The sequence below is a fragment of the Sphingomonas aurea genome (assembly GCF_030678875.1).
Taxonomy (GTDB): domain Bacteria; phylum Pseudomonadota; class Alphaproteobacteria; order Sphingomonadales; family Sphingomonadaceae; genus Sphingomonas; species Sphingomonas aurea.
Genome location: NZ_JAUUDS010000006.1, coordinates 159,801 through 178,990 on the forward strand (window position 1 = coordinate 159,801; position 19,190 = coordinate 178,990).

A 19,190-nucleotide genomic window follows, 5' to 3' on the forward strand; every position below is an offset into this window, starting at 1 on the left:
CCGAAGGGCTGACGGAGGGGTATCGACGTTGGTGCGGTCGCGTGTCCTCGCAACCGGGGACACCCCTCCACCACCGCTTCGCGGCGGTCCCCCTCCCCTTGCAGGGGAGGATCTCCTAAGGCGCCGGGCGTTCCGCCTGCGCTTCGGCAAGGTAGACGGCGAACAGCCCGTCCGGGTCGGTCCACTCCGCCACCGGCGTCCAGCCGCCGGCGCGCAGCAGGATGCGGGCGTCGCGAGCACCATATTTGTGGCTGTTCTCGGTATGGATCGTCTCGCCCGCCGCCATCTGGAACGGGCGGCCGTCGACGGTGAAATCCACGTCGCGCTGCGCCTGGAGATGCATCTCGATCCGCGCGCGATCGTCGTTCCAGCGGGCGACATGGCGAAAGGCATCGACCGGCACCGTGCCGGCCAGCTCGCGGTTGATCCGCTCCAGCAGGTTCAGGTTGAACGCCGCGGTCACCCCGGCCGCGTCGTCATAGGCGGGAACCAGCACGTCGGCACCCTTGATCCGGTCCATGCCGATCAGCAGCATCGCGCCCTCGCCCAGCGAGGCGCGCATCGCGCGCAGCAGGTCGGTCGCCATCAGCGGCGTCATGTTGCCGATGGTCGAGCCGGGGAAGAAGCCGAGCTTGGGCGCGTCGGCGATCGCGCGGGGCAGCGCCAGCGGCCGCATGAAATCCGCCTCGAACGGCAGCACCAGCAGGTCGGGGAAGGCGGCGGACAGCGCGCGTGAGGACTGGCGCAGGAAGTCGCCCGATATGTCGATCGGGACATAGGCGGACGGATCGATCGCGCCGAGCAGCAGCGGTGTCTTGGTCGAGGAGCCCGAGCCGAACTCCACCACCGCGCGGCCGGCCCCGACGCGCGCACGCACGTCGCCGCCGATGCGCGAGAGGATGCCGATCTCGGTCCGGGTCGGGTAATACTCGGGCAGATCGGTGATCGCCTCGAACAGTTCCGAGCCGCGCCGGTCGTAGAACCAGCGTGCCGGGATCGCACGCGGACGGCGCGCCAGCCCGGCGAGCACGTCGGCGCGGAACTGCGGGTCGGCGAAGCTGCGCGTGCCGTCGGCCGCTTCCTGCTTCAGCATGTCAGGCGTCCTTGGCCAGGCGCACGCCGGTGAACTGCCAGCGCTGGTGCGGGTAGAAGAAGTTGCGATAGCTGGCGCGCGCATGGCCGCGCGGCGTCGCGCAGCTGCCGCCGCGCAGCACGAACTGGCCGCTCATGAACTTGCCGTTATACTCGCCCACCGCACCTTCGGCGGCGTGGAAGCCGGGATAGGGGCGATAGGCGCTGCCGGTCCATTCCCAGACGTCGCCGAACAGGCCGCCGCCGGGCCGCGGCGCGACCGCGCCGGCGCGATCGAGCAGGTTGCCGTCAGCGGTATCGGCGTCGGCGGCCAGCGCCTCCCACTCCGCCTCGGTCGGCAGGCGCGCGCCGGCCCAGGCGGCATAGGCGTCCGCCTCGAAGAAGCTGACATGGGTCACCGGTGCCGCCGGATCGACCGCGCGCCGCCCGTCGAGGCCGAAGCGGGTCCAGCCGCCCTCGCCTTCCTCCCAATAGAGCGGTGCGGTGATCCCCTCCGCCTTCACCCAGGCCCAGCCGTCCGCCAGCCACCAGCGCGGCTCGCGATAGCCGCCGTCCGCGATGAACGCGGCCCATTCGCCATTGGTCACGGTGCGGTCGGCGATGGCATGCGGGTGCAGCAGCGCGTCGTGACGCGGCCCCTCGCAGTCGAACGCGAAGCCGGTGCCGTCATGGCCGATCCGGACGATACCGCCGGGCTGCTGGATCCACCCGAGCGGCGCCGCCGCCTGTACCGGCCGGGCACGCTCGGGGGCGAACAGCGCGGGTTCCAGCGGATTCTGCGCGAACAGGTGGATCAGGTCGGTGACGAGCAGCTCCTGATGCTGCTCCTCATGATGGCAGCCAAGCTCGACCAGCGCGCATGCGGCTTCCGGCAGGTCGGGCAGTGCAGCGGACAGGGCGGCATCGACATGCGCGCGGTAACCGCGCACCTCGTCCAGCGACGGCCGGGTAATCATGCCGCGCCGGTCGCGCGCGTGGCGGCGGCCCTCCGCCTCGTAATAGCTGTTGAATAGGAAGGCGAAGCGCGGGTCGTAGGGGACGTAGCCGCCGACATGGTCGCGCAGCACGAACGTCTCGAAGAACCAGGTGGTGTGCGCCAGGTGCCATTTCGCCGGGGAGGCGTCGGGCATCGACTGGACGGTCGCGTCGGCGTCAGACAGGGGGGCGGTGAGGTCGAGCGTCAGCCGCCGGACGGCACGGAAGCGAGCGGCAAGCGCATCGCCCGCCGGATCCCTGGTCGGATCATCCGACAGCCTGCTCGCCATGATCGCCCATCCCTTCGCCCGTTCGCGAGACGAGCCGATCGGCTCAACGCGTTCCCCCCGGAACCCACAGAACGTCCCCCGCCCCGTTTTGGTTCAGCGCCCGCGCGGCAACGAACAGGAAATCGGAAAGGCGGTTGATATAGGATAATGCGTGCGGATTGATCGCCGCGTCCCCGGCCGCGGCGACCATCGCCCGTTCGGCCCGGCGGGTCACCGCGCGCGCCAAGTGCAATGCCGCCGCGCCCGCACTGCCGCCGGGCAGGATGAAGCTGCGCAGCGGCGACAGGTCCGCGTTGACCCGGTCGATCTCCTGCTCCAGCCGCGCGACCTGCTCGGGCACGATGCGCAGCACCAGCTCGCCGGGGGCGAAGTCGTCGCCGGGGGTGGCCAGATCGGCGCCGAGGTCGAACAGGTCGTTCTGCACCGCCAGCAGCGCGTCGCGGATCGTACCCTCGTCGATATCGGTCAGGGCGACGCCCAATGCGCTGTTCGCCTCGTCGACGTCGCCGATCGCGGCCATGCGCGCCGCCGCCTTGGACACGCGAGACCCGTCGACGAGGCCGGTCGAGCCGTCGTCGCCGGTTCGCGTGTAGATCTTCGTCAGCCGGACCAACGCCGCCTGCCGCCGGTCAGGTGCGGCCGGCGGCGAACAGGATCAGCACGACGATCAGGATCGCGCCGGCCTGGAAGAAGATGCGCTGCTGCATCATGCGGTTGGACTTCAGCGCCGCGCGGCTGGGGCCATCGCCCTTCACCTCGGCGGTGGATTCCTGGAGAAACGCGACGATGCCGCGGACGAGCGCCACGACCGTCGCGATCATCGCGGCGATCAGCAGGATGACGAGGAACGTGTTCATGGCGTCAATCTAGGCATTCGCGACCGAAAAGCCAGTGGGCAGACGACCGTTACGCAGGTCATCCGCCACGCTTTTTCCGTCCACCCCGGCCGCGCGCATCGCGGCCAGCGTCGGGCTGCCGTGCCGCTTGGCGAGCCGCTGTCCGTCGGCGCCGGTCAGGAGCGGGTGGTGGTGGTAGCGCGGCGTCGGCAGGCCGAGCAGCGCCTGGAGCAGGCGATGGACATGCGTCGCGTCGAACAGGTCGACGCCGCGGACCACGTCGGTCACGCCCTGCGCCGCGTCGTCGACGGTCACGGCAAGGTGATAACTGGCAGGCGCGTCCTTGCGCGCGAGGACGACGTCGCCCTGCGAAGCCGGGTCCGCGCGGACCCGACCGGCGGCGGCGTCATGCCACCAGAGATCCTCGTCCGCCATGCCGGGCTGCGCGAGCGCCCGCGCCAAATCCAGCCGCCAGCAATGCGCCTCCCCCATTCGGGCCGCCGCCGCCGCGGGCGCCAGCGGCCGGCACGTTCCCGGATAGGCCGCGACCGGCCCGTGCGGGGCGCTGGCGCTCGCCGCGATCTCGGCGCGGGTGCAGAAGCAGGGATAGACCAGCCCGCGCGTCCGCAGCTCCGCCAGTGCCGTGTCATAGAGCGCCAGCCGTTCCGACTGGAACACCGGCGGCTCGTGGCGCAGACCCAGCCAGGCCAGATCGTCTAGGATCGTCGCGACATGCTCCGCCCGGCTGCGCGTGCCGTCGATATCCTCGATGCGGAGCAGGAAGCGCCCGCCCGCCGCGCTCGCCAGATCATGCGCGCGGATCGCCGACAGGGCGTGGCCCAGGTGCAGCCGCCCGGTCGGGCTCGGCGCGAAGCGGCTGACCACCTGTTCCTCTTGACCGCGAATCATCGGCCGTGCTGTCATGCTGCCGTCACGCCGGTGGGCGACAGCGCTTCCGGCCTTGATTGGGGAAGCGTGTGTTTCATCCCGATTTGATCCGACATCCCGACAGCTGCCCGACGCTCGTCCTGAACGCGGACTATACGCCGCTGTCCTATTATCCACTCAGCCTGTGGCCGTGGCAGACCGCGGTCAAGGCGGTGTTCCTCGACCGGGTCGACATCGTCGCCCATTACGAGCGCGAGGTGAGGAGCGCCAGTTTCGCGCTGAAGCTGCCCTCCGTCATCGCGCTGAAGCAATATGTGCGGCCCTCGCAATTTCCCGCCTTCACCCGCTTCAACCTGTTCCTGCGCGACCGCTTCGCCTGCCAATATTGCGGCGTGTCGCGCGATCTGACGTTCGACCATGTCGTGCCGCGCGCGCAGGGCGGGCGGACGACATGGGAGAATGTCGTCACCGCCTGCGCGCCGTGCAACCTCAGGAAGGGCGGGCGTACCCCGCGCGAGGCGGCGATGCCGCTCCACCTGGAACCGATCCGCCCGACCAACTGGCACCTGCAGGAGCATGGCCGGTCCTTCCCGCCCAACTACCTGCACGACACATGGCACGACTGGCTCTACTGGGACGTTGAGCTGGAAGCGTGAGACAGGGGTCGATGATGCGGGCAGGCGTGGCGATGATGGTGTTGGGGTTGGCGACCGCGGCGTGCGGCCCCGGCGACGATGAAAAGAGCAAGGCGGCCGACGCCCGCGCCGCCGCCTTCACCCCGCCCTCCGTCACCTCGCGCCTCGACTATGGCAGCGCCGCCGCACGCCGGTTCCGCACGCTGGACCGCGACGGTGACGACGTCATCAGCCATGACGAGATGCCCCGCGCCGATTCGCGCCTGCTGGAACTCGACCGCAACAAGGATGGCGAGATCACCGAGAGCGAGTTTTCCGAAGGCATGCTGAAGCGGTTCGACGCGATGGACCTGAACCAGGACGGTACCGTGACCTCGGAGGAGCGGCGGACGGCGCGCGCGGCGCGAAAGGAATAGAGTTTGCGCTAAGGGTGACACTCACCCCCTCTTCGTCATTCCCGCGCAGGCGGGAATCCATAGACGCTGACGTTTATGGCTTGCACCGCAGCGTCAGCGTGTCTGGATTCCCGCCTTCGCGGGAATGACGAAGGGAAGAGCATACCCCTCTTTGCGTCATCCCGGCGGATGCCGGGACCCATGGACACGGTGCCGCCAGCGTCAGCGCGCATCATCGGCCGCACCGAAACCATGGGTCCCGGCGTTCGCCGGGATGACGAAGAGGTGGGCGAGCCGCGCGCACCCACCAACATACGTAGACCCGCCACCCTAAGATTGACGCCGCCCGCGCCGCAGCGCAGCATCGCGGCCATGGCCAGCCAGTCCCCCACCTCCCTTCCGCCGATCGCCAACAACCCGGACGTTCGCTTCCTGGGCACGCTGCTCGGCGACGTGATCCGCGACTATGGCGGCACCGCGCTGTTCGAGGCGACCGAGACGATCCGCAGCGCCTCGGTCGAGCGGCACCGTGGGCGTGGCGACGGCAGCACCGTCGATCTCCAGCTCGAGAAGCTGGATCTGGACGAGACGATCGACTTCGTTCGCGGCTTCATGTTGTTCTCGATGCTCGCCAACCTGGCCGAGGATCGTCAGGGGTTCGCCGCCGAAGACGGCGCCGACCTCGCCTCCGCGCTCGACCGGCTGGCGGCGGAGGGTATCGACCGCGACGCGGTGATCGCCCTTCTCGACCGCGCGCTGGTCGCGCCGGTGTTGACCGCGCATCCGACCGAGGTGCGGCGCAAGAGCATGATCGACCACCGCAACCGCATCGCCACGCTGATGGCGTGCCGCGACGCGGGCCGGACCGAGACGGACGACGGCGACGCGGTGGACGAGGCGATCCGCCGCCAGATCGCGCTCCTGTGGCAGACCCGCGTGCTGCGCCAGGAACGGCTGGGCGTGGCGGACGAGGTCGAGACCGCGCTCTCCTACTTCAACGACGTCTTCCTGCCGACCATCCCGGCGCTCTACCAACGCTGGGACCGCGCGCTGGGCCGCCGGTGCCCCAGCTTCCTGCGGCCGGGCAGCTGGATCGGCGGTGACCGCGACGGCAACCCCCATGTCGACGCCGCCTCGCTGACCTTCGCCCTGTCGCGCTCGGCAGAGGCGGTGCTGACCCATTACTGCGACACGCTCCATGCGCTGGGCGCCGAACTGTCGATCTCCTCGGCCCGGGTGCGCGTCGACGAAGGTGTCGAGGCACTGGCCGAGGCCAGCGGCGACGATGCCGCCAGCCGCCGCGACGAGCCGTTCCGCCGCGCGATCTCCGGCATCTACGCCCGCATCGCCGCCACGCACCAGGCGCTGACCGGCAAGGCCCCGCCCCGCCCCGGCCGCCTGCACGGCGAGCCCTATGCAGACCCACAGGCGTTCCGCGCCGACCTGGTCACGATCGCCAAGGGCCTGGCGGCGGGCGGCGGCGGCACGCTGGGGTCGAGCGGCGCGCTCGGCCGGCTGATCCGCGCGGTCGACGTCTTCGGCTTCCATCTCGCGACGCTCGACCTGCGCCAGAATTCGGCGGTGCACGAGCGCGCGGTCGCCGAACTGCTCGCCGCCGCCGGGGTCGAGGCGGACTATGCCGCGCTGGACGAGGAGGCACGGATCGCGCTGCTCCGCCGCGAGTTGGCCAATGCCCGCCCGCTGGTCAGCCGCTTCCACGACTATACCCCCGAAACCGCGTCCGAGCTGGCGATCGTCGATGCCGCCGCCGCCGCGCACGTCCGCTACGGCCCCGCCGCGATCCGCGTCTACATCGTGTCGATGGCCAAGTCGGTGTCGGACCTCCTCGAGGTCAACCTGCTGCTGAAGGAAGCGGGTCTCTACCGGCCGGGCCAGGCTTCTGGCGACGCGCCGCACGCCGCGATCATGGCGGTACCGCTGTTCGAGACGATCGAGGATCTCGACGCCGCGCCTGCGATCATGGAACGCTGGCTCGCCCTGCCAGAGGTCGCCGCAATCGCACGGGCGCGCGGCCATCAGGAGGTGATGATCGGTTATTCCGACTCGAACAAGGATGGCGGCTACCTGACCTCGACCTGGGGCCTGTCCAAGGGGTCGACCGCGCTGGCGCCGGTGTTCGAGGCGGCGGGCGTCGGCATGCAGCTGTTCCACGGCCGTGGCGGCGCGGTCGGGCGCGGCGGCGGATCGGCCTTTGCCGCGATCCGCGCCCAGCCGCCCGGCACCGTGCAGGGCCGCATCCGCATCACCGAGCAGGGCGAGGTGATCGCCGCCAAATACGGCACGCGCGAGAGTGCGGCGACCAATCTGGAGGCGATCTCGTCCGCCGCCCTCCTCGCCAGCCTGGAACCGGTGCGACTGTCGAATGCGGAGAATGCCGCCTTCGCCGCGGCGATGGACGCGCTGTCGACGGATGCCTTCGCCGCCTATCGCGACCTGGTCTATGGCGACGATCGGTTCCGCACCTTCTTTCGCCAGATGACGCCGATCGCCGAGATCGCGAACCTGAAGATCGGCAGCCGCCCGGCCAGCCGCACCAAGTCCGACCGGATCGAGGACCTGCGCGCCATCCCCTGGGTATTCAGCTGGGCGCAGGCGCGCGTCATGCTGCCCGGCTGGTACGGCGTGGGGCAGGCGATCGACCGATTCGCCGACAAGGGGCTGCTCGCCGAAATGGCAGAGGGCTGGCCGCTGTTCGCCGCGACGCTGGCGAACATGGAGATGGTGCTCGCCAAGTCCGACATGGCGATCGCCGCACGCTATGCCGGACTGGTCGACGCCGAACTGCACCCCTTCTTCGACCGGATCCAGACCGGTTGGCAGCAGACGCATGACGGGCTGCTTGGCATCACCGGCCAGTCGCGCCTGCTGGAGAAACACCCCGCGCTCGACGCCTCGATCCGGCTGCGCCTGCCCTATATCGAGCCGCTCAACCTGCTGCAGATCGAACTGATGAAGCGCCACCGCGCCGGGGACAGCGACGCGCGCATCGGCGAGGGCATATTGCTGTCGATCAATGCGATCGCCACCGCGCTGCGCAACTCGGGCTGAAAAACCAAGGGCGGCGATCCGGAATGGATCGCCGCCCCCAGCCCGTAGTGACACACGTGAATGTGTACAGCGGACGGCGTCCGCTGCAAGACCGTCCTATCCCGAAAACCTTGCCGGATTGTGTCGGAATGTGGCGATCCTGCGGCGAACCGCCGAGTGCGGCTCAGACCAGTGCGCGCTGCCGCCCCTCGATCCCCAGCAGCAGGTCCTTGGCTGCGAGCCCGCCGGCAAAGCCGGTCAGCGCGCCGTTGCTGCCGATGACGCGGTGGCACGGGACGACGATCGACAGCGGGTTGCGGCCATTCGCCGCCCCCACCGCGCGGATCGCGGTCGGTCGGCCGATCGCGGTGGCGATCGCGGCGTAGCTGCGCGTCTCGCCCCAGGGAATCGTGCGGAGTGCCGCCCAGACCTGCTGCTGGAACGGCGTGCCGGCGGGCGCGAGGGGAAGGTCGAACGTGCGCCGCTGGCCGGCAAAATACTGGGCTAGCTGCGCCGTCGCCGCTGACAGCACCGGATGATCCGGATCATGGCCGCCATGGTCCAGCCGCACGCGGGCGCCGTCGTCGCACTCCCACAGCACCGCCGCCAGCCCCGCCGCGGTCGCGACCAGCGTCAGCGCGCCGACTGGCGAGGCCATGACGGCGAAGCTCATGCGAGGAACGGCGCGGCGATGTCGTCGCGCACGCGCAGCAGCCGCCCGGTCGCGCGGTCGATCAGCGCCCAGGTCGTCACCGCCTCTACCTTCACCCGCCCGTCGTCTCCGGTGAAGCGGACGTGGCGGTCGAACCGCGCGCCGCGCGGGCTGGCCGCCCAGGTCTCCGCCGTCACCCCTTCGCCCTCGCCCAGATTGCCGCGATAATCGACCTCGTGCCGGGTCACGACCCAGACATAGGCGGCCTGATGCTCCGCCGGCGCCACCGCCGCCCAGTGCGCGGTGGCGATATCCTGGATCCAGCGCACCCAGACGGCATTGTTGACGTGCCCCAGTTCGTCGATATCGGCCGCCGCCGCGACGAAGCGCTGCTGGAAATGGCTCACGCGCTCCTCCGCCAGCGTCGCAGCTGCCCGACCGCCAGCACCGCCGCGGCCAGCGCCGCTGCGGTCAGGATCAGCGTGGTGCCGCTCGGCCGATAGCGGTCGACCAGCGCATCGAAGCCGCTGCCGAACCAGTAGCCGACACTGGTGAACCCCACGCCCCACACCGTCGCCGCCACCGCGTTCAGCGCCATGAAGCGCCGCTGCGCCACCGATGTGGTGCCGATCGCGATCGGGCTGATCGTCCGCACGCCGTAGAGGAAGCGGAAGCCGAGGATGAACACGGTCGGATGCCGCTCGAACGTTGCCAGTGCGCGGGCGAAGGCGGGGCGCGCCATGATCCGCTGCACGCGCGGGTGCTGGCGATACCGGCGGCCGAGCAGGAAGAAGAGCTGATCCGCGACGAACGATCCCGCCACCGCCACCGCCATCGCGGCGGGCAGCGGCACGATGCCGCGATGCGCCAGCACGCCGCCCGTGACGACCACCGTCTCGCCCTCCAGCCCTGCGCCGAAGAACAGCGCGATCAGGCCGTATTGCGACAGGATCGACTCGACCGTCACCCTATTCCTCTACACCCAGCTGCCACAGGACGAAGGCGTGCTCCTCGGCGATCTCGCGCAGGGACTCGAACCGGCCCGACTTGCCGCCGTGCCCGGCGCCCATGTTGATCTTCAGCAGCAGCAGGTTGGCATCGGTCTTGACGCTGCGCAGCTTTGCCGCCCATTTCGCCGGTTCCCAATAGGTCACGCGCGGGTCGTTCAGGCCGCCGGTGATGAACAGCGGCGGATAGTCCTGCGCGACGACATTGTCGTACGGGCTGTACGATCGGATCAGGTCGAACGCCGCCTTGTCCTCGATCGGGTTACCCCATTCGGGCCACTCGCCCGGCGTCAGCGGCAGGTCGGCATCGAGCATGGTGTTGAGCACGTCGACGAACGGCACGTCCGCCACCACCGCGCCCCACAGCTCTGGGTCCGAATTGACCACCGCGCCCATCAGCTCGCCGCCCGCCGATCCGCCGGCGATCGCGATCCGCCCGGGGGCGGTCCAGCCGGCGGCGACCAGCCCCTTTGCGACATCGACGAAGTCGTTGAAGGTGTTGGTGCGCTTTTCCAGCTTGCCGTCATGATACCATTGCTGGCCCAAGTCGTCGCCGCCCCGGATATGCGCGATGGCAAAGGCGAAGCCGCGGTCGAGCAGGCTGAGCCGCCCGGTCGAGAAGCCCGGCGGGATCGCCATGCCGTAGGCGCCGTACGCATAGAGGTAGAGCGGCGCCGTCCCGTTGCGCCGGAACCCGGCCGGATAGACGATCGACACCGGGACCTCGGTGCCGTCGCGCGCGGCGATCTTCACCCGCTCCGTCCGGTACTTCGCCCCGTCATAGCCCGACGGGATCTCCTGCACCTTGCGGACGGTCAGCGTGTCGGCGGCGACGTCATAGTCATAGACGGTGCCCGGCGTGACCATCGATTCATACCCGATGCGCAGCACGTCCATCGCATATTCGGGATTGTCGCCGGTGCCCGCGGCATAGCTTCCTTCCGGAAACGCGATCCGGTGCCCGGCGGTAGGGGCGTCGTAGCGGTGGATCGCGATCTGATCGAGCCCGTCCTCGCGCCCCTCGACCACGAAGAAGTCGCGGAAACACTCGACCCCGGTCATGTAGAAATGCGGGGACGGCGCGATCAGCTCGTGCCAGTCGCCGGGCGCCGCCAGCATCGCGGTGCACAGGCGGAACTGCGGGTCGGTGTCGTTGGTGTGGATGAACAGGGTGCCGTCATGCTCGTCCAGATCATACTCGCGGCCCTCCTTGCGGGGCGCGACCAGGATCGGCGTTGCGGTCGGGTCGTTCGCCGGCACCAGGCGGATCTCGCTGGTATTGTGGTCGCCGGTCGCGATGACGATCCAGTTGCGCGCGCTCGTCTCGCCGACCGACACGCGGAAACCCTCGTCCGCCTCGCGGTACAGCTCGACATCGTCGGCGACGGGTGTGCCCAGGCGGTGGAGCCGTGCATTGTCGGTGCGCCACTGGTCGTTGGCGACGCCGTAGAGGAAGCCGCTGTCGTCGGCGGTCCAGACGATGTCGGACAGCATGTCCGGGATCGTCTCGGGCAAATCCCGGTCGGTCGCCAGATCCTTGACCCGCACCGTGAACCGCTCGGACCCGTTATCGTCGATGGCGTAGGCGAGCAGGTGTCCGCCATTGCTGACCGCGAACGCGCCGAGGCGGAAATATTCCTTGCCTTCGGCCAGCGCCGGTTCGTCGAGCAGCAGCTGGTCGGGGCCACCCGCCACCGGCTTGCGCCACCATTTGCGGTACTGACCGCCGGTCTCGAACGCGGTCCAGTAGAGCCAGTCGCCATCCTTCTGCGGGACGGAGGAATCGTCCTCCTTGATCCGCGCCTTCATCTCCTCGTAGAGCCGGTCGACCAGCGGCCGGTGCGGCGCCATCACCCCCTCGAAATAGGCGTTCTCGGCCTTGAGGTAGTCCAGCACCGCGGCGTCGGTGACTTCGGGATAGGCCGGGTCCTTCAGCCAGGCATAGGGGTCCTCGACCTGGGTGCCATGGACGGTGAAGACATGCGGCTTGCGCGGAGCAACGGGGGGCTGAAGGGATTCGCTCATCCCCCAGGCCCATAGCGCGGCTGCGCCTTAGCGACAGCTGAATCCGGTCGGTCCCTTCTCGTCGTCCCGGCGAACGCCGGGATCCATGGGTTCGATGTTGCCGCTGCCTGTGCGCAAACGCTGGCGGCACCGTGTCCATGGGTCCCGGCATTCGCCGGGATGACGATAAGGAGCAAACCGTCATTCTCGCCTGCGCGGGAATGACGGAACGGGCGCAACCCCTTCACATCCCATACAGCCCGCCCCAGCTACAACGGCATCATGTTCCCACTCTCCGGGTCCGCCCCCGTCCCGTATATCCTCGCCGCCGCGCTGGTCGTGGTGATCCTGGTCGCGCGGCGGGTGCCGGTGATCGGCGGGCTGGTGCGCCTCGCCACCTGGGGCGCGCTCGCGCTGCTCCTCGTCACGGTGCTGGGAGAGCGGGCGATGGTCGACCCGTATCTGGCCCGCATCGCCACCTTCCTGAAGCTCGACGACCAGCGCGTCGTCGGCGACACGATGCGTATCCGGATGAGTTCGGACGGCCATTTCTGGGTGCGCGTGAAACTGGGCGGGACCGAGCGGCGCATGCTGATCGACAGCGGCGCGACCGTTACCGCCATCTCCACCGGTACCGCCGCGGCGGCGGGCCTGACCCCGAGCGACGGCATCGTGCCGGTCGTCCTGCGCACCGCCAACGGATCGGTCCAGGCGCAGACCGCGACCGTGCCGGAACTGCGCCTGGGCAATATCGTCGCGCGCGACCTGTCGGTCGTCGTCTCGCCCGCGTTCGGCGACATGGACGTCATCGGCATGAATTTTCTGTCGCGGCTGAAATCCTGGCGGGTCGAGGACAACACCCTGATCCTCGAACCTCATCACCCGCAGGCGACCGCCGGCTGACCTGTCGCGCCCCGCCGCGCGCGGCTATGGTCGCGATCATGACCGACCATAGCGCCCGCCTCGCCGCCCTTCGCGACCAGCTCGCCCGCCAGCGGCTGGACGGTTTCGTCGTCCCCCTCACCGACGAGCATCTGAGCGAATATGTCGGCGGCTACGCGCAGCGTCTCGCCTGGCTGACCGGGTTCGGCGGATCGGCGGGCACCGCCGTCATCCTCGCCGACCGCGCGGCGATCTTCACCGACGGCCGCTACACCATCCAGGTGCGCGAGCAGGTCGACGCCGCCGACTGGCAGTTCGTCGGCATCCCTGAAATATCACCCGCCGACTGGCTGGCCGAACACGCGCCCGCCGGCGCGCGGATCGGCTACGATCCGTGGCTCCACACCGCCGCATGGGTAGAGGAGGCGGCCAGGGCGCTGGCCGGGCGCGACGCCGTACTCGTCGCCGTCGATGCCAACCCGGTCGACGCGATCTGGACCGACCGCCCTGCCCCCTCGCCCGCGCCGCTGGCGGTGCAGGACGATGCGGTCGCCGGCGCCTCCTCGGCCTCCAAGCGCGCCGCGATCGCCGACTGGCTCGTGGGGCGCGGCGCCGATGCGGTGGTGGTGTCTGCGCTCGACTCGATCGCCTGGCTGCTCAACGTCCGCGGCGGCGATGTCGACCATACGCCGGTCGCCCTGTCCTTCGCGATCCTCCACGCCGATGGCGCGACCGACCTGTATGTCGCACCGGAAAAGGTCCGCGACGCGGTGCGCCAGCACCTCGGCAACTCGGTCCGCATCCATGACCGCGCCGGCTTCGCGGCGGCGCTGGGCGGCTTCGCCGGCCGCCGCGTCGCGCTCGATCCCAAGGGCGCGGTCACCGCGATCGCCGCCGCGCTCACCGCCGGCGGTGCGACCCTGGTCGCCGAGCGCGACCCCATCCTCCTCGCCAAGGCGATCAAGAACCCCGCCGAGGTCGCCGGCCACCGCGCCGCCTCGCTGCGCGACGGCGCCGCCCTCACCCGCTTCCTGCGCTGGGTCGAGGCGACCTGCCCCGCCGGCACCGAGACCGAGCTGTCCGCCGCCGCCCGCCTGCTCGCCTTCCGGCAGGAGGGCGGGCTGCTGCGCGACACCAGCTTCGCGACCATTTCGGCGACCGGCGCGCACGGTGCGATCCCGCACTATCACGTCACGCCCGAATCGAACGCGCCGATCCTGCCCGGCCAGCTCTTCCTGATCGATTCGGGCGGGCAATATGCCGATGGCACCACCGACGTGACCCGGGTGATGCCGATCGGCGCGCCGACCGCAGAGATGCGCGACCGCTTCACCCGCGTGCTGCGCGCCCATATCGCCATCGCCACCGCGGTGTTTCCGGACGGTACGGTCGGCGGCCATATCGATGCCTTTGCCCGGCGGCCGCTATGGGAAGCGGGGCTCGACTACGGCCATGGCACCGGCCACGGCATCGGCGCCTATCTCTCGGTGCATGAGGGGCCGCAGCGGATCGCCGCGCCCAACTATCCCGGCGGCCAGGCACTGGAGCCGCTGCGCGCGGGCATGATGCTGTCGAACGAGCCGGGCTATTACAAGGCGGGCGCGTACGGCATCCGCATCGAAAATCTGGTCCTGACCGTGCCGCGCGCCATCGCCGGTGGCGATCCCGACCGGACCATGCTCGGCTTCGACACCCTGACCCTGGCCCCGATCGAGCGCACCCTGATCGACCCCACGCTCCTCACCGACAGCGAGCGCGCTTGGGTCGACGCCTATCACGCCACCGTGTCATCGGCACTCTCGCCGCTGTTGCCGGCCGAGGACGCCTCCTGGCTGGCCGGCAAATGCGCGCCGCTCGCCGCCGCCTGATCGCTCCCCTGGCTGCCGGCGCGGGCCTGCGCCTTGCGCCGGCGCAGGTTGGCGCGCAGCTGCGCCGCCAGCCGTTCCGCCCGGTCGTCCTTCTCACCCATCTTCGCCTATCGCCTTGACAATCGTCGCCACCTCGTCTCTAGGCGCGCTTCCGCCGTTGGGCGAGTGCTGCCGTAGCTCAGTGGTAGAGCGCATCCTTGGTAAGGCTGAGGTCGTGAGTTCAATCCTCACCGGCAGCACCATTTCTTCTCAGAGACTTAGCTGGAAACGGTTCACCCCCACACGGGGTCTCCTTCGAATCGGATAATGACGGGAGAAGGCCGGCAACCAGAATCCTGTTCCGGCGCGCCTGTAGCGCTGCAGTTGCAGCAGATCAGCCAAGCGGCGTGTCTTCCCGAGGCAGCGCAGGCGCGCCAAATGCGGGAACCGGCTTGCTGTAGGTCGTTCTGTCGACTTGATCCTGCATCATGAACTGGAGCCCACGGACCCGAGGCCCGTAGCGCAAATGTTCATACTCCTTGAAGGGGAGCCAAATGACGATCGACTGCCCCGCCTCGATCGAAGCCGGCAGTGCAGGCGATACGATAGTTCCGGCCGGTAGCGCCAAACCTAGGCGCTCTGAACGCCGCCAATCCCCACTTCGAAGGAACGAGCCCAGGCGCTTACGCCAGTTCCCCCAATCCATAATCAGCGCAAGTGAGGCGTGCCTGACATAGACCGGCCCGCTTCCATGATTGGCTACATTGGCACGAACAAATTGGCCAGGGGGGTCAAAGCTCGGGCTGTTGTATGCGGGTACTGTTGTAATCGTCAGGCGCGGTCGAGCGGCGCGCCACTGCCGGTAAGCCACAAACGTGCTTAGCGCTGCACCATACGCCCCTACAGCATCTGCAATCTTCATTGCTCGATAGAGGCAGACGATCAAAGAAGCTGCAACCCCTCGCGTCTTAACGGTCTAGCTTGAACCCCTCAGGCAGAGGCGGGGCATTATCGACTCCCTCCGGAAGCGCACGCAGCGAACGCCCGGCACGCTTAGGCTTAGCGACCGCTGCCCCGGACAGCGGCGGTCTGCTGGCTGCCATGCGGCTGGGAGATGTAGCGACCTCTTGACGCTTCCCTTCCTGCAGCGGCGTATGCGCAGCGGAGGAGGCGTCAAACACCGCATGATTGACCTAAAACAATTGTCTTCTGAGGTGTCCGGCCTTTTTCGCGATCGAGGCAAGCGAATGGCGGGTCTTAGTTTTTGGGGTAAGGTTGCCCTCGTTCCCATCTTCGCTGGTGTTGCTGGCGTAAGCCAGTTCACGGATTTTGAAAGCGGGAAGGCGACCGCGGCGCAAGTTTGCGGGATCTCCGCTTCAATCGTCGTGGCAGTCCTATCGTTCGTTCTGGGCTTCGCGGATAAAGACGGGGCTGATGAATTGGCGAAGGCGCATGAGGCGGTCGAAGCGGCTCGCATTGCGCAAGCTGACCTCACACAGATCGACGTCCTTGAAATGGAGCATGAGCAGGCGATCCAACTCGTTGAATCGCTATCGTTGATGAGGGCGTTGATTGAAAGCGTGCTTGTCGCGCCGGCTGGAACTGAGGTGCAATTCATGCAAGCTCTTCTGAAGGCCAGCTCTCGCAATCTCCGTGTGGCCATGGGCTTCCAGTCAAGCCACCGATGGACCATCACGGTGTATCAAGCTGTTTCATCGGCACATCGGACATTCTTAACGCCTGTAGCTACAAGCCGCGCGATTGAATGCTCGTTGGATAACGCCCGCTCATGGGAGGCGGGAACAGGCATTGCAGGCGCAAGCTATGCCAATAGCTGCGAGGTTGTGATCCCCGATCTGACCAGGCCAGGCTTGAAAGAGCTTTTCGGCACCAAAGCGAATGCGTCAAAGGAGGATGACCTTGATCTGTACCGCTCAATGGCGGCGTCCCCCGTCCGTTTAGACGGGCGCTCCCATCCTTGGGGGGTGGTGGTTGCTACGAGCGACCAGCTCGCACACTTCAACGCAGACGCATTTGCAGCGATGCGTCCAGACGTGGTTGTAAAAGAATTGGCAGGCATCATCGCGCTGGCCGCAGCAGCGTACTCACGCATTTCGACACTTGCCAGCACTGCCCCTTCGCTGCCAGATACAGAGGACGACGAAGGAACCAAGGCGGTCACTAACGGCTTTACCAATATCCTTCATCGCATGTTCAACCGTGGGAGGGCAACGTGACCATCATGCACAATCCCGGTGGGACACTGGCCCGCGAAGCGACGATTGATCGTCGCATTGACGCCCTCATAGCACGCATGATCAACCCAGGTTGGTCAGATGCCGAAGCAGCCGAATACCACCAGTTGGTGGGTGCCCGCACGAGCTCAATGCTTAATCGGAGCAAGCGTGGGCGTAGAGGCGTGTTGCATGCCGCTTGAGGGGCAGCTTCATATACCGCCGGTTCGGCCCATCCGGTACTAGTCCATCGTAAATCCGGCCGGAAGCGGCGGCATCTCGTCCACCTTAAAGCCTTCAGGTAGCGCGGGGAGTGACCGCCGCAGACGCTTGGGCTGCTTCGCTGGCGCACCGAACAGATACTCCTTCGCTTCCTTGCGCGCCGCTTTCATCAGCCCGCTAACCGCATCCTGCTTGTCCTCGTCGGACATGCTGCGCCAATCACCGGTCTGCACCAGCTCGTCCAAGCGAGGCTTGGCGATCTTGCCCGTGAATTCCTGATACCGATCATACTCCACGTCGGTCAGCTGCGCGGCGACTTTCGCATGTTCCGCACCGACCGGCTCGGCGACGTCACCTTCCTCGACGAACGCTATCCCGAACGCCGCGCCGTGCTGCGCCGCCGCTGGCTGGCGATGATGGCGGAGCATCGGGCGACGGTCGAGGGCATCGCAGGGGCGCCCTCGACCGGATAACGTCCCGGCGTCAGGCCGCCTCGAACGGCAGGTCCAGCGCCTCGGCGACGGCGGCGTGGCGGATCTTGCCGCCCGACACGTTCAGGCCGTTGGCCAGGTGCGGGTCGGCCTTCATCGCCGCCTCGGCCCCCAGATTGGCCAGCTTCAGCGCGAAGGGCAAAGTCGCGTTGTTGAGCGCGAAGGTGCTGGTCCGCGCCACCGCGCCCGGCATGTTGGCGACGCAATACTGGATCACGCCGTCGACCTCGAACACCGGGTCCTCGTGCGTGGTCGGGCGCGACGTCTCGAAACAGCCGCCCTGGTCGATCGCGATGTCGACCATCACCGCGCCGCGCTTCATCGTGCCGATCATCTCGCGCGTGACCAGCTTGGGCGCGGCGGCACCGGGGACCAGCACCGCGCCGATCACCAGATGCGCGTTCTTCACCGCCGCCGCGATCGCCGCCTTCGACGCGTAGGCGGTCTTGATCTGGCTGGAGAAGAACATGTCCAGCTCGGCCAGCCGGTCGTTGTTGATGTCGTAGATGGTCACGTCGGCGCGCATGCCGACCGCCATCTGCGCGGCATTGATGCCGCTGACGCCGCCGCCCAGGATCGCGACCTTGGCCGGCGCGACGCCGGGCACGCCACCCAACAGGATGCCGCGACCGCCCTGCTCCTTCTCCAGATAATGCGCGCCGACCTGCACCGACATGCGCCCCGCCACCTCGCTCATCGGCTTCAGCAGCGGCAGGCCGCCGCGCGGCGCGGTCACCGTCTCGTACGCGATGCAGGTCGCGCCCGACTTCATCAGCCCCTCGGCCTGCGGCTTGTCGGCGGCGAGGTGGAGATAGGTGAATAGCAGGTGGCGCGGCTCGAGCATCGCGACCTCCTGCGGCTGCGGCTCCTTGACCTTCACGATCATGTCGGCGGCCTTGAACACCTCGGCAGCGGTCGACAGGATCGTGGCGCCGGCGGCGACATAGTCCTCGTCGGAGAAGTCGATGCCCATGCCCGCCCCGGTCTGGACGACCACCTCATGCCCCGCGGCGACCAGTTCGGTCACCGACGGCGGGGTCAGCCCGACGCGATACTCGTGATTCTTGATCTCCTTCGGAACACCGACCTTCATGCAACCCTCCTAGATTATGGCGGGAGAATAGCTCCGATCGGGCGGGAAGTGTGTGCGATCACGTCTTGCCCATTGCCACAAGGCGAGAGATAATCCCGCATGACGGTCGATCAGCGGGACGAGATACTGGACGCGTTCGACACGCGCATCCTCGACCAGCTGGCGTCGGACTCGGACCTGACCAGCGCCGCGCTCGGCGAGCGGGTCGGCCTGTCGCCGAGCGCCGCGCACCGGCGGCTGGGGCAGTTGCGCGAGCGCGGCTATATCACCGGCTTCCGCGCCGTCCTGTCGAAGGCGGCACGCGGCCATCCGGGATCGGTGCTGGTCAACGTCACGCTGCGCGACCAGACCGAGCAGACCATGGCCGCGTTCGAGCGCTGCATCGTCGAGTGTCCCGAGGTGCGCGAGTGCTTCCTGATGAGCGGCGAGGCCGACTATCTCCTCCACGTCGAGATCCGCCGCGACGACACGTTCGAGCGCGTCCATCGCGAAACCTTGTCGCGCCTGCCCGGCGTCACCCGCCTCGCCTCCCATTTCGTGATCCGCGAGGTCGTGCGCCGCGACTAAACACCGATCACCGCTTGCGACATCGCACCTAT

At 68.3% G+C, this 19,190-nt stretch carries 19 protein-coding genes and 1 tRNA gene; 9 read left to right on the plus strand and 11 right to left on the minus strand.

Features of this window, described 5'->3' with window-relative positions:
- Positions 1 to 115 precede the first annotated feature (115 nt).
- The 5 genes from egtD to gluQRS are packed head-to-tail and all read right to left on the minus strand — an operon-like array spanning position 116 to position 4,102.
- Positions 116 to 1,093 carry an L-histidine N(alpha)-methyltransferase gene (egtD, locus tag Q5H91_RS12325; protein WP_305173705.1) on the minus strand — a complete coding sequence of 326 codons (978 nt, stop codon included), beginning with the start codon at positions 1,091 to 1,093 and terminating at the stop codon, positions 116 to 118.
- 1 nt (position 1,094) lies between these two features.
- The gene (gene egtB, locus Q5H91_RS12330; RefSeq protein ID WP_305173706.1) at positions 1,095 to 2,357 is read right to left on the minus strand and encodes an ergothioneine biosynthesis protein EgtB; all 1,263 of its coding nucleotides are present in this window, start codon (positions 2,355 to 2,357) and stop codon (positions 1,095 to 1,097) included.
- A 43-nt stretch (positions 2,358 to 2,400) separates the two neighbouring features.
- A complete protein-coding gene (locus tag Q5H91_RS12335; protein ID WP_305173707.1) occupies positions 2,401 to 2,970 on the minus strand; it encodes a cob(I)yrinic acid a,c-diamide adenosyltransferase in 570 nt (189 codons plus the stop codon).
- A gap of 16 nt (positions 2,971 to 2,986) precedes the next feature.
- Positions 2,987 to 3,214 (minus strand): twin transmembrane helix small protein, encoded by a 228-nt coding sequence (locus Q5H91_RS12340; RefSeq protein ID WP_305173708.1) that lies wholly within the window; start codon positions 3,212 to 3,214, stop codon positions 2,987 to 2,989.
- Positions 3,215 to 3,223: 9 nt separating this feature from the next.
- On the minus strand, positions 3,224 to 4,102 hold the full coding sequence (gluQRS, locus tag Q5H91_RS12345; RefSeq protein ID WP_305173709.1) for a tRNA glutamyl-Q(34) synthetase GluQRS: 879 nt from the start codon (positions 4,100 to 4,102) through the stop codon (positions 3,224 to 3,226).
- A gap of 68 nt (positions 4,103 to 4,170) precedes the next feature.
- Here gluQRS and Q5H91_RS12350 point away from each other — a divergent pair, with 68 nt between their 5' ends.
- From Q5H91_RS12350 to ppc, 3 genes are all read left to right on the plus strand, one after another.
- Positions 4,171 to 4,737, plus strand: coding sequence for an HNH endonuclease (locus Q5H91_RS12350; protein ID WP_305173710.1), 567 nt, complete (start codon positions 4,171 to 4,173; stop codon positions 4,735 to 4,737).
- A gap of 11 nt (positions 4,738 to 4,748) precedes the next feature.
- On the plus strand, positions 4,749 to 5,132 hold the full coding sequence (locus Q5H91_RS12355) for an EF-hand domain-containing protein (RefSeq protein ID WP_305173711.1): 384 nt from the start codon (positions 4,749 to 4,751) through the stop codon (positions 5,130 to 5,132).
- A gap of 351 nt (positions 5,133 to 5,483) precedes the next feature.
- Positions 5,484 to 8,180, plus strand: a complete 2,697-nt coding sequence (gene ppc / locus Q5H91_RS12360) for a phosphoenolpyruvate carboxylase (RefSeq protein WP_305173712.1) — start codon at positions 5,484 to 5,486, stop codon at positions 8,178 to 8,180.
- A 163-nt stretch (positions 8,181 to 8,343) separates the two neighbouring features.
- Here the strand turns inward: ppc and Q5H91_RS12365 are convergent, their stop codons facing one another.
- The 4 genes from Q5H91_RS12365 to Q5H91_RS12380 are packed head-to-tail and all read right to left on the minus strand — an operon-like array spanning position 8,344 to position 11,843.
- Positions 8,344 to 8,832, minus strand: a complete 489-nt coding sequence (locus Q5H91_RS12365; protein WP_305173713.1) for a methylated-DNA--[protein]-cysteine S-methyltransferase — start codon at positions 8,830 to 8,832, stop codon at positions 8,344 to 8,346.
- Positions 8,829 to 9,218, minus strand: coding sequence for an acyl-CoA thioesterase (locus Q5H91_RS12370; RefSeq protein ID WP_305173714.1), 390 nt, complete (start codon positions 9,216 to 9,218; stop codon positions 8,829 to 8,831). Before Q5H91_RS12370 ends, Q5H91_RS12365 begins: the two co-directional genes overlap by 4 nt.
- Positions 9,215 to 9,778: a DedA family protein gene (locus Q5H91_RS12375; RefSeq protein ID WP_305173715.1), complete on the minus strand. Its 564-nt coding sequence runs from the start codon at positions 9,776 to 9,778 to the stop codon at positions 9,215 to 9,217. Before Q5H91_RS12375 ends, Q5H91_RS12370 begins: the two co-directional genes overlap by 4 nt.
- Before the next feature lies 1 nt (position 9,779).
- Complete coding sequence (locus Q5H91_RS12380; RefSeq protein ID WP_305173716.1) at positions 9,780 to 11,843, minus strand: S9 family peptidase; 2,064 nt, start codon at positions 11,841 to 11,843, stop codon at positions 9,780 to 9,782.
- Positions 11,844 to 12,104: 261 nt separating this feature from the next.
- On the opposite strand from Q5H91_RS12380, the gene Q5H91_RS12385 reads away from it, so the two are divergent.
- The 4 genes from Q5H91_RS12385 (at position 12,105) to Q5H91_RS12400 (ending at position 16,788) form a co-directional block, all read left to right on the plus strand.
- Positions 12,105 to 12,725 carry a retropepsin-like aspartic protease family protein gene (locus Q5H91_RS12385; RefSeq protein WP_305173717.1) on the plus strand — a complete coding sequence of 207 codons (621 nt, stop codon included), beginning with the start codon at positions 12,105 to 12,107 and terminating at the stop codon, positions 12,723 to 12,725.
- Positions 12,726 to 12,763: 38 nt separating this feature from the next.
- Positions 12,764 to 14,572 carry an aminopeptidase P family protein gene (locus Q5H91_RS12390; protein WP_305173718.1) on the plus strand — a complete coding sequence of 603 codons (1,809 nt, stop codon included), beginning with the start codon at positions 12,764 to 12,766 and terminating at the stop codon, positions 14,570 to 14,572.
- A gap of 167 nt (positions 14,573 to 14,739) precedes the next feature.
- Positions 14,740 to 14,814: transfer RNA gene (locus Q5H91_RS12395), tRNA-Thr, on the plus strand.
- 921 nt (positions 14,815 to 15,735) lie between these two features.
- Entirely contained in the window at positions 15,736 to 16,788 is a 1,053-nt protein-coding gene (locus tag Q5H91_RS12400; RefSeq protein ID WP_305173719.1) for a hypothetical protein, read from the plus strand.
- A gap of 239 nt (positions 16,789 to 17,027) precedes the next feature.
- Here Q5H91_RS12400 and Q5H91_RS12405 read toward each other — a convergent pair whose 3' ends face one another.
- A complete protein-coding gene (locus Q5H91_RS12405; protein ID WP_305173720.1) occupies positions 17,028 to 17,252 on the minus strand; it encodes a hypothetical protein in 225 nt (74 codons plus the stop codon).
- A gap of 78 nt (positions 17,253 to 17,330) precedes the next feature.
- On the opposite strand from Q5H91_RS12405, the gene Q5H91_RS12410 reads away from it, so the two are divergent.
- Positions 17,331 to 17,480 (plus strand): hypothetical protein, encoded by a 150-nt coding sequence (locus Q5H91_RS12410; RefSeq protein ID WP_305173721.1) that lies wholly within the window; start codon positions 17,331 to 17,333, stop codon positions 17,478 to 17,480.
- A 10-nt stretch (positions 17,481 to 17,490) separates the two neighbouring features.
- On the opposite strand, the gene ald is transcribed toward Q5H91_RS12410, so the two are convergent.
- Entirely contained in the window at positions 17,491 to 18,591 is a 1,101-nt protein-coding gene (gene ald, locus Q5H91_RS12415; RefSeq protein WP_305173722.1) for an alanine dehydrogenase, read from the minus strand.
- Positions 18,592 to 18,690: 99 nt separating this feature from the next.
- Between ald and Q5H91_RS12420 the strand changes: the two genes are divergently transcribed.
- On the plus strand, positions 18,691 to 19,158 hold the full coding sequence (locus Q5H91_RS12420; protein ID WP_305173723.1) for an Lrp/AsnC family transcriptional regulator: 468 nt from the start codon (positions 18,691 to 18,693) through the stop codon (positions 19,156 to 19,158).
- Positions 19,159 to 19,190 lie beyond the last annotated feature (32 nt).

What these genes read in the sequence shown, in the direction of transcription:
- egtD (WP_305173705.1), bottom strand. Translation starts at nt 1,093, where the DNA reads ATGCTGAAGCAGGAAGCGGCCGACGGCACGCGCAGCTTCGCCGACCCG.
- egtB (WP_305173706.1), bottom strand. Translation starts at nt 2,357, where the DNA reads ATGGCGAGCAGGCTGTCGGATGATCCGACCAGGGATCCGGCGGGCGAT.
- Q5H91_RS12340 (WP_305173708.1), bottom strand. Translation starts at nt 3,214, where the DNA reads ATGAACACGTTCCTCGTCATCCTGCTGATCGCCGCGATGATCGCGACG.
- gluQRS (WP_305173709.1), bottom strand. Translation starts at nt 4,102, where the DNA reads ATGATTCGCGGTCAAGAGGAACAGGTGGTCAGCCGCTTCGCGCCGAGC.
- Q5H91_RS12355 (WP_305173711.1), top strand. Translation starts at nt 4,749, where the DNA reads ATGATGCGGGCAGGCGTGGCGATGATGGTGTTGGGGTTGGCGACCGCG.
- ppc (WP_305173712.1), top strand. Translation starts at nt 5,484, where the DNA reads ATGGCCAGCCAGTCCCCCACCTCCCTTCCGCCGATCGCCAACAACCCG.
- Q5H91_RS12365 (WP_305173713.1), bottom strand. Translation starts at nt 8,832, where the DNA reads ATGAGCTTCGCCGTCATGGCCTCGCCAGTCGGCGCGCTGACGCTGGTC.
- Q5H91_RS12380 (WP_305173716.1), bottom strand. Translation starts at nt 11,843, where the DNA reads ATGAGCGAATCCCTTCAGCCCCCCGTTGCTCCGCGCAAGCCGCATGTC.
- Q5H91_RS12385 (WP_305173717.1), top strand. Translation starts at nt 12,105, where the DNA reads ATGTTCCCACTCTCCGGGTCCGCCCCCGTCCCGTATATCCTCGCCGCC.
- Q5H91_RS12390 (WP_305173718.1), top strand. Translation starts at nt 12,764, where the DNA reads ATGACCGACCATAGCGCCCGCCTCGCCGCCCTTCGCGACCAGCTCGCC.
- Q5H91_RS12400 (WP_305173719.1), top strand. Translation starts at nt 15,736, where the DNA reads ATGATTGACCTAAAACAATTGTCTTCTGAGGTGTCCGGCCTTTTTCGC.
- Q5H91_RS12410 (WP_305173721.1), top strand. Translation starts at nt 17,331, where the DNA reads ATGTTCCGCACCGACCGGCTCGGCGACGTCACCTTCCTCGACGAACGC.
- ald (WP_305173722.1), bottom strand. Translation starts at nt 18,591, where the DNA reads ATGAAGGTCGGTGTTCCGAAGGAGATCAAGAATCACGAGTATCGCGTC.
- Q5H91_RS12420 (WP_305173723.1), top strand. Translation starts at nt 18,691, where the DNA reads ATGACGGTCGATCAGCGGGACGAGATACTGGACGCGTTCGACACGCGC.